The 9,409-nt window shown below is 70.7% G+C and carries 1 protein-coding gene (cut by a window edge); it reads right to left on the reverse strand.

All coding sequences use genetic code 11. The features are described 5' to 3' along the window. On the reverse strand, positions 1-9,400 hold the beginning of the coding sequence (locus QNA09_RS15885; protein WP_308071972.1) for a non-ribosomal peptide synthase/polyketide synthase. Its footprint begins 20,144 nt before the window's first position; only the first 9,400 of its 29,544 coding nucleotides appear in the window; its start codon is at positions 9,398-9,400; its stop codon lies off the left edge, out of view. Positions 9,401-9,409: the final 9 nt, after the last annotated feature.

A 9,409-nucleotide genomic window follows, 5' to 3' on the forward strand; every position in this document is an offset into this window, starting at 1 on the left:
ACTGCACGCGGGTGCGGAAGACCAGCGTGTTGACGAACATGCCGATCAGGTCGTCGAGCACCCGCTCGCCGCGGCCCGCGATCGGCGTACCGATCGCGACGTCCTCGGTACCCGACAGCCGTCCCATCAGGGTCGCCAGGGCGGCGTGCACCACCATGAACAGCGTGGCGTTGTGGCGGCGTGCCAGATCCTGCAGACCCCGGTGCAACTCGGCGTCGACGGTGAAGTGCAGCGAGTCGCCACGGAAGCTCTGACGCGGAGGTCGTGGGCGGTCGGCGGGGAGATCGATCTGGTCGGGCAGACCGGCCAGGGTCCGCTTCCAGTACTCGATCTGCTGCGCGGCGACGGAGTCGGGATCGTCCTCCGAACCGATGACGTCGCGCTGCCACAACGCGTAGTCCGCGTACTGGACGGGCAGCGGCTCCCACCCCGGGGTCTCCCCGCGGGACCGGGCCTCGTAGGCGATGGTGACGTCGCGGGCGAGGGGTGCCATCGAGGCGCCGTCCGCGGAGACGTGATGCACGACGAACGCCAGGACGTAATCGGTGTCGGTGATCCGGAAGATCCGCGAGGCCACCGGCACCTGACGTGTCACGTCGAAGGTCGTGGACATGAACGCGACGATTTCCTCGGTGAGGTTGTCCTCGGTGACGTCGTACGGCGTCAGATCGGGCAGCGCATCGTCCACGGGGAGCACGATCTGGTGCGGTCCGCCGTCGGGATCCGGGTAGTAGGTGCGCAGCATCTCGTGCCGGCCGATCACGTCGCGCACCGCCGCCTGCATCGCGGCGAGATCCAGCTCGCCCTGGAGTCGCACCGCGAAGGGAATGTTGTCCACCGCGGAGGAGGTGTCGAACTGGTTGAGGAACCAGTACCTCTGCTGGGCGAGCGACAGCGGCACCCGCTCGGGACGCGGTGCCGCCTCGAGCGGGCGCCGGGCACCGGTACCGATCTGGCGGCCGACCTCCGCGGCGAACGCCTCGACGGTGGAGGTCTCGAACAGCACCCGCAGCGGCACCGACGCGTCGAGCGCCGCCCCGATCCGCGAGACCACCTGCGTGGCGATCAGCGAGTTGCCGCCGAGCGCGAAGAAGTCGTCGTCGAGACCGACCCGCTCGAGACCGAGCACCTCGGCGAACACACTCGCCACGATCTCCTCCACCGGAGTCGTCGCGGCACGAAACGCCTTGACCTCGAACACCGGCTCCGGCAACGCCTTCCGGTCCAGCTTGCCCGACGCGTTCAGCGGCAACTCCGCGAGCACCACGAACGCCGACGGCACCATGTACGACGGGAGGTGCGCCTCGAGGGTGCGACGAGCGAAGGCGTCGTCGAACGCTCCGGCCGCCGGGACGACGTACGCCACCAGCTGCTCGGCACGGACCAGCGCGACCGCCTGGGCCGCCTCGGTGTGTTCGACGAGGGCGGCTTCGATCTCGCCGAGTTCGATGCGCAGACCACGCAGCTTGACCTGGAAGTCCGTGCGGCCCAGGTACTCGAGCTCCCCGCCGGCGGTCCACGTCACCAGATCACCGGTGCGGTACAACCGCTCCCCCGCCGCCCCGAACGGGTTCGCCACGAACCGATCCGCGGTCAGATCCGACCGGCCGACGTACCCGCGCGCGAGCTGCACACCCGCCAGATACAACTCACCCGGCACCCCCACCGGCACCGGATGCAACCGCCCGTCGAGCACGAACACACCCGTGTTCCACACCGGCGCACCGATCGGCACCGACACCACATCCGCGTCGGTCACCTCGTGGAACGTCACATCCACCGCGGCCTCGGTCGGCCCGTACAGGTTGTGCACCGCCGCCCCCGGGACCAGCGTCCGCAGGCGCGCCGCGACGGCGCCCGGCAGTGCCTCACCCGAGGCGAAGACGTAGCGGAGCGAAGGCAGGTCGGCCACGGTCGGCTCGGCGACGAACACGGCGAGCATGGAGGGCACGAAGTGGACCACCGAGACGGACTGCTCGGCCATCAGCGCAGCAAGGTAGGCGGGGTCGCGGTGCCCGTCCGGGGCCGCGACCACCAACCGCGCCCCCACCTGCAACGGCCAGAAGAACTCCCACACCGACACATCGAACGTGAACGGCGTCTTCTGCAACACCACATCCGCGCCGGTCAGCCCGTACCGCCCCTGCATCCACACCAGACGATTGACGATCGCCGCATGCGAGACCGCCACCCCCTTCGGCCGCCCCGTCGACCCCGACGTGAAGATCACATACGCCGTGTTCGACCCCCGCAACGGCGCCCGCCGCTCCGCATCGGACACCGGCGCACCCGAGTACCCCGACACATCCAACTCGTCGAGCACCAGAGTGCGGACAGAGCTCTCCCCCGGCACCACGAACCCGTCCCGCGTCGTGGTCAACACCACCACCGGCGCCGCCACCTCGAGGATGTACCCGTTGCGCTCGGCCGGCTGATCCGGATCCAGCGGCACATACCCGCCCCCGGCCTCCACCACCGCATACATCCCCACCAGCAGATCGATCGACCGGCGCATCGCCAACCCCACCAGCGACTCCGGCCCCACCCCCACCGACACCAGATGCCGCGCCAACCGCCGCACCCGCCCGGCGAACTCCCCGTACGTCAGCGACACACCGTCGAACGTCACCGCCGGCGCCTGCGGCGACCGCCGCACCTGCTCCTCGAACAACCCCACCAACGTCACCGCCGGCACCGCATGCCCCGTGTCGTTCCACACCTCGAGCACCCGCGACCGCTCCCCCGGCTCGAGGATCTCCAGATCCCCCACCGCCACCGACGGATCGGCCACCACCTCCTCGAGCACCCGCACGAACCGCGCCGCGAACCCCGCCACCGTCGACGCATCGAACAGATCCGTCGCATAGGTGATCCCGACCGCGTACCCGACGGAATCGGCTGTCTCGGAGGTCGTTTCGGCGAGGGAGAACTGCAGGTCGAACCGGGCGGTCGCGGCGTCGAAGTCGAGGCCCGAGACGGTCAGGCCCGGCAGCTCGAGGGCTCCCGTCGCCTGGTTCTGGAAGGACAACATGACCTGGAACAGCGGGTGCCGCGCCGTCGACCGGGCGGGATCGAGCACCTCCACCAGCCGCTCGAACGGCACGTCCGCGTGCGCGAACGCGTCGAGGTCGGTGCCGCGCACCTGCGCGAGCAGGTCCTCGAAGGACTCCCCACCCTCGACCCGGGTCCGCAGCACCAGGGTGTTGACGAACATGCCGACGAGGTCGTCGAGTTCCTGCTCGCCGCGACCGGCCACCGGGGTGCCGACGGCGATGTCGTCGGTCCCCGACAACCGCGCCAGCAGCACCGACAGCGCCGCGTGCACCACCATGAACGGGGTGGCGTTGCGCTCACGTGCGACCCGTCCGATCGCGGCATGGAGTTCCGGTCCGAGCGAGAACTCGTGCACCGCACCCGCGTTGGAAGCAGACGCCGGCCGGGGACGGTCGGACGGCAGGTCGAGCTGGTCGGGCAGTCCGGCGAGCGCGCCGCTCCAGTACGCTTCCTGACTCGCGACGACCGAGTCCGGGTCGTCCTCCGAGCCGAGGATCTCCCGCTGCCACAACGCGTAGTCGGCGTACTGCACCGGCAGGGGCTCCCACTCCGGTTCGCCGCCGGTGGCCCGTGCCGAGTACGCCACCACCACGTCACGGGTGAGCGGCCCCATGGAGAAGCCGTCGGCCGCGATGTGGTGCACGACGAGGACGAGAACATGCTCGGTTGCGGACACCTCGAACAACCGCGCCCGGAACGGCACCTGCGTCGACACGTCGAACCCGGCCGAAGCCATCGTCAGGACCTCGGCGATCAGTTCGTTCTCCGAGGCCGGAATCGGCGACAGATCCGGAATCACCCGCGAGGTCGGCAACACCTGCTGGTACGCCACGCCGTCGGCGTCCGGATACACCGTCCGCAGGGATTCGTGCCGGGCGAGCACATCGGCGACCGCCACCTGCAGGGCGTGCCGGTCCAGCAACCCGGACAACCGGATGGCCAGCGGGATGTTGTTCACCGCGGAGTCCGGTTCGAATCGGTTCAGGAACCACATGCGGCGCTGCGCCAACGAGAGCGGAACCCGCTCGGGCCGCGGGCGTGCCACCAACGGCACCCGGCTGCCGGCGGAGTCGGCCTGCTCGAGACGGGCCGCGAGCGAGGCGACCGCCGAAGCCTCGAACAGGGTCCGCACCGGAACCGCCGTGCCGAGCGCGGCGGCGAGCCGGGAGATCACCTGCGTGGCGACCAGCGAGTTGCCGCCCAGTTCGAAGAAGTCGTCGTCCAGACCGACCCGTTCCACGCCGAGGACGTCGGCGAAGACCCGCGCGACGATCTCCTCGACCGGGGTCGTCGGAGCCCGGAAGACCCGGGCTTCCTGCTCCGGTTCCGGCAGTGCACGCCGGTCGAGCTTGCCGCCCGGCGTCAGCGGGATCGAGTTCAGGACCACGACCGCGTGCGGCACCATGTAGCTCGTCAGGAACTGTGCCACGGAGTCCTTCACGGCGGCGCCGTCGAGTTCGGTGCCCGGCTCGGGAACGACGTAGCCGACGAGCTGCTCACCCCGCTGCCCGTCCCGGCGCACCGTCGCAACCGCCTGGGCGACGCCGGCGCACCGCGCGAGAGCCGCTTCGATCTCACCGAGTTCGATCCGGAAACCGCGGATCTTCACCTGGTCGTCGGCCCGGCCGACGTACTCGACCACCCCGGTCGTCTCGTCCCCGGGGGAACCGGACCACCGCACCACGTCACCGGTCCGGTACATCCGGCTGCCGTCGGTGGCGTACGGATCGGCCACGAATCGCTCGGCGGTCAGCCCGGCCCGGCCCAGATACCCACGGGCCACCTGAATTCCCGCCAGGTACAGCTCGCCCGGAACACCCACGGGCACCGGCTGCAACCGGTCGTCGAGAACGAGTACCCGCATTCCGCGGACGGGGCCGCCCATCACCACCGGTTCGCCGGGTAGCAGGGCGTCACTGATGTTCGAGGCCACCGTCGACTCGGTGGGACCGTAGGCGTTGAAGAACGCGCGGCGCGATCCGTCGGGCAGGATCGTCGCCCAGCGTGCCACCAGGCCCGGGGAGCACGCCTCGCCGCCCGTGATCACCACGCGGACGCAGTCGAGGCCCTCGGGATCCACCGAGCCGAGGGCCGCGGGGGTCACGAAGGCATGGGTGACCGCCTCCCCGGCCAGCAGACCGGCGAGCTCGGCGCCGCCGTACACCGAGGTCGGCGCGACGACCATCGTCGCGCCCGCACCGAACGCCAGCAGCAGTTCGAGCACCGAGGCGTCGAAGCTCGGCGACGCGAAGTGCAACGTGCGGGAGTCGGCGGTGACCGCGTACCGCTCCACCTGTTCGGCGCAGAAGTTCACCACTCCGGCATGCGCGACCACGACGCCCTTCGGCGTGCCCGTCGTGCCGGAGGTGTAGATGACGTACGCCGGGTGTGCGGGAAGCAGGGAGCGCACGCGTTCGGCGTCGGCCACCGGTCCCGCCGGCAGTCCCGCGCCGGCCTCGATCGCTTCCTCGAGCACGAGCCACGGAACGGAATCCGGTAGCGTAGCGAAGGTTCCGGCTGTGGCGATCCCGAGCACCGCGCCGGAATCGGAGAGCATGTAGGCGATCCGCTCGGTCGGGTACGTCGGGTCCACGGGGACGAACGCGGCACCGGCCTTGACCACCGCCCACAACGCCGTGACGGACTCGATCGACCGGGGCACGGCCACGGCCACGCGGTCTTCCGGTCCCACACCACGGGAGATCAGCATCCGGGCCAGACGCGACGACGTCGCGTCCAGATCCCCGTACGACACCGACCGGCCGTCGAACCGCAGGGCCACGGCCGCCGGGTCGCGACGCGCGGCGAGGGCGAGGATCTCGGCGAGGGTGCCGCCGGCCTCCGCGGCGGCACCGTGCACGGACGTCAGTGCCTGTCGCTCCGGTGCCGAAAGGAGGGCCATGTCGCCCACGGCCCGTGCCGGGTCGGTGGCGACGGTCTCGAGCACCCGCAGCAACCGGCGCACGAGGGTCGCGACGGTCGGCTCGTCGAACAGGTCGGTGGCGTAGAGCAGGTCGCAGGCGAGACCACCGGGTTCGCCGTTCTCGTCCACGGTGTCGGCGAAGATGAACGACAGATCGTACTGCGACTGTTCGCGGTTCGCGGTCACGGGACTGATCGCGAGCTCACCCAGTTCGAGGCTGGTCTGTTCGAGATTCTGGAAGGCGAGCATCACCTGGAACAGCGGGTGATGGGACTGCGACCGGACCGGATCGAGTACCTCCACGAGCCGTTCGAACGGGACGTCCGCGTGACCGAAGGCGGCGAGGTCGGACTCGCGCACGCGCGCCAGCAACCGGGTGAAGGGCTCCCCCGGCTCGACCTCGGTGCGCAGCACGAGGGTGTTGACGAACATGCCGATCAGGTCGTCGAGTTCCTGCTCGCCGCGACCGGCGATCGGAGTGCCGATGGTGACGTCCGCCGAGCCCGACAGGCGGCTGAGGACCGCCGCCAGGGCGGCGTGCACCACCATGAACGGCGTCGTCCGGGTCTCGTGTGCCAGCCGGACGAGACCCCGGTGCACCGATTCGCCGACGGTGAAGGCATGCACCGCGGCACGGTTGCCGGCGACCGCCGGCCGCGGCCGATCCGTGGGCAGGTCCAGTCGCTCGGGTACGCCGTCGAGCCGACGTGTCCAGTACTCGATCTGCTGGGTGACGACCGACTGCGGGTCGTCCTCCGAGCCGAGGGCCTGTCGCTGCCAGATGGCGTAGTCGGCGTACTGGACGGTCAACGGCTCCCACGCCGGTGCCTCGTGCCGGGTCCGGGCGTCGTAGGCGACCATGACGTCCCGCGTGAGCGGACCCATCGAGAATCCGTCCGCGGCGATGTGGTGCACCACGAGCACCAGCACGTGCTCGGTGTCCGACACCCGCAGCAGACGTACGCGAACGGGCACCTCGGTGGTGACGTCGAATCCGGCCGAGACGATCTCCGCGACCGTCGGCACGATCTCGGACTCGCTCACCGCCGACGGCGTGAGCGCCGGGTTCACGTCAGAGGTGGGCAGCACCTGCTGGTAGCCGACGCCCTCCGTCTCGGGGTAGACGGTGCGCAGCACCTCGTGCCGGGTCACCACGTCCGCCACGGCCGCCCCGAGCGCGTCGACGTCGAGCGCCCCGGACAGTCTCAGGACGACCGTGATGTTGTTGACCGCCGAGCCGGGATCGAGGCGGTTGAGGAACCACATCCGCCGCTGCGCCAGCGACAACGGCACCCGTTCCGGCCGCACCTGCGGCACCAGCGGGGGCCGGTGGGAGTCGCCGGCGGCCATCGCCGCGTCGACGAGCGTGGCGAGCTGCGCGGCGGTCGGGGCGTCGAAGAACTCCCGTACGTCGATGCGGACCTTGTGGTCGGCGTTGATCCGCGCCACCACGCGCGTGGCGCTCAGTGAGTTGCCGCCCAGGGCGAAGAAGTCGTCGTCGACGCCGAGCCGCTCGACGCCGAGCACACTCTCGAACGCCGCGACGACCGTTTCCTCGGTGGGGGTGCTCGGTGCGCGGTATTCGGTTGCCAGAACGCTGAAGTCGGGCTCGGGCAGCGCTCCGCGGTCGAGCTTGCCCGACGCGTTGAGGGGAAACTCCGTCATTTCCACGAACAGCGACGGCACCATGTAGTCCGGCAACCGCCGACGCACGGCCGCAGCCAGCTCGGTACGGTCGACCGGTTCACCGTCGGTGACGAGGTAACCGACGAGGTGATCGCCGAGCGTCTCGTCGGAGTGCACGACGACGACCGCCTGCCGGACCCCGGGGTGGTCGAGCAGGGCGGATTCGATCTCGCCGAGCTCGATGCGCAGGCCGCGCAGCTTGACCTGGAAGTCGGTGCGCCCGACGTACTCGATCAGACCGTCGGTGTTCCACTTGACCAGGTCACCGGTGCGGTACATGCGATCGCCCGGCGCACCGAACGGATCGGCGACGAAGCGGTCCGCCGTCAGGTCGGGCCGGCGCAGGTAGCCGCGTGCGAGCTGGATGCCCGCCAGGTACAGCTCTCCCTCGACCCCCTGCGGAACGGGCCGCAATCCCTCGTCGAGCACGTAGAGATCGGTGTCGGCCACGGCCGCACCGATGGGGACGACGGTGTCGTCGCTGTGGGTCTCGTAGTAGGTGACGTCGACCGCGGCCTCGGTCGGGCCGTACAGGTTGTGCAGCCCGGCCGTGGAGATCGCGTGGAACCGGGCGACGGTCTGCGCGGGCAGCGCCTCACCCGAGGCGAAGACGTACCGCAGCGAGGTGACGGCCGCGGCGGTCGGCTCGGCGAGGTAGACCGCGAGCATGGAGGGGACGAAGTGGGCGACGGTGACCCGGCGCTCGATCATGGTCTGCGCCAGGTAGGCGGGGTCGCGGTGACCGTCGGGCAGCGCGATCGACAGTCGCGCGCCCACCTGCAGCGGCCAGAAGAACTCCCACACCGACACGTCGAACGTGAAGGGCGTCTTCTGCAGCACGACGTCGTCGCCGCGCAGCCCGTACTCGGCCTGTCGCCAGGCGATGTTCGCGACGATGGCCCGGTGCTCGACCGCGACGCCCTTCGGGCGGCCGGTGGAACCCGAGGTGAAGATGACGTACGCGAGATCGTCGGCGGTCAGGGAGCCGAGCCGTTCGTCGTCGCGCACCGGGTCCGCGGACACGGCCGCGAGGTCGAGGGTGTCGACGAGGACCACGGGTACCGAGGCCGGCAGGTCCACGCGGTCCCGGGCGGTGGTGACCACCACGACCGGTTCGGCGATGTCGAGGACGTAGGCGATGCGGTCCGCGGGGTGGTCCGGATCCAGCGGCACGTAGGCGCCGCCGGCCTTGACGACGGCGTACATGCCGACGAGCAGGTCGAAGGATCGCCGCATCGACAGGCCGACGCGGGTGTCCGGGCCCACGCCGAGCCCGATCAGGTGCCGCGCGAGCCGGTTGACGCGGGCATCGAACTCCGCGTAGGTCAGGGTCTCGCCGTCGAATTCGAGGGCGACCGCGTCGGGGGTCGCCGCGACCTGCGCGTCGAACCGGCCCACGAGGGTGCCGAGGTCGGGTCCGGCGGGGGCGACGGCGGCGTCACCGAGGACGGCGGCGGCGTCGGCGAGGAGACCGTCGAGCACGGCGGGCAGCCCACCGTCGGCGAGGAGCCCGGGCGCGAGGTTGGACAGCACGACCGGGACCAGCGCCTCGATCCCGAGCACGCCTCCCATCGCGGCGTCGAGGGTGGCGATCTCCTGCTGGAGCCGGCTGTAGGTCAGCTGCGTGTCACCGTGGGCGAGGGCGACGCGGTCGGGCTCGCGGTCCACGACTCCGGCCAGCAACCGGGGCAGGTCTGCGATCGTCAGCGCCTGCTTGCCCGACGTGCCTTCAGCCATCTACTTCAT

The organism is Rhodococcus sp. AH-ZY2 (assembly GCF_030916465.1).
Classification (GTDB): domain Bacteria; phylum Actinomycetota; class Actinomycetes; order Mycobacteriales; family Mycobacteriaceae; genus Rhodococcus; species Rhodococcus ruber.